The organism is Arthrobacter sp. E44 (genome assembly GCF_041877125.1).
Classification (GTDB): domain Bacteria; phylum Actinomycetota; class Actinomycetes; order Actinomycetales; family Micrococcaceae; genus Arthrobacter.
Window position 1 is genome coordinate 1 of record NZ_JBHDJA010000073.1, and the last position, 337, is coordinate 337.

At 67.7% G+C, this 337-nt stretch carries 1 protein-coding gene; it reads left to right on the top strand.

Annotated features, from left to right (window positions below):
* On the top strand, positions 1-337 hold a 337-nt coding region (locus ACETK3_RS21375; RefSeq protein WP_373993603.1), incomplete at both ends, for a hypothetical protein.

Here is a 337-nt window from a genome sequence, read left to right on the forward strand (position 1 = left end):
CCCAGACCCACACGGCCACAGCCGACACCGCTGAACCGGTCTCCGCTCCGGCCCTTCCTGCCGATGACCGGGCGGGAGACGGCTACGACTGGATGGACACCCTCGAAGGCACCGCCTGGTCGGTCCTGCCGAACTGGGGCAGCGAGGGATGGGACGCCGGATCCTGGCCCTACATCATCCTCGCCGTCGCCCGCACCCGTGACGGGAACGGGGAATTGTTCGGCTACGGAACCTACGTCGAAGGGGACACCACCACGCACTGGTTCCGCTCCCAGGGTGCCTGCTATGAAGCGATCACCGCCGAGGTGTTCTTCCACTGGGCCTCCGGCCAGTCCGA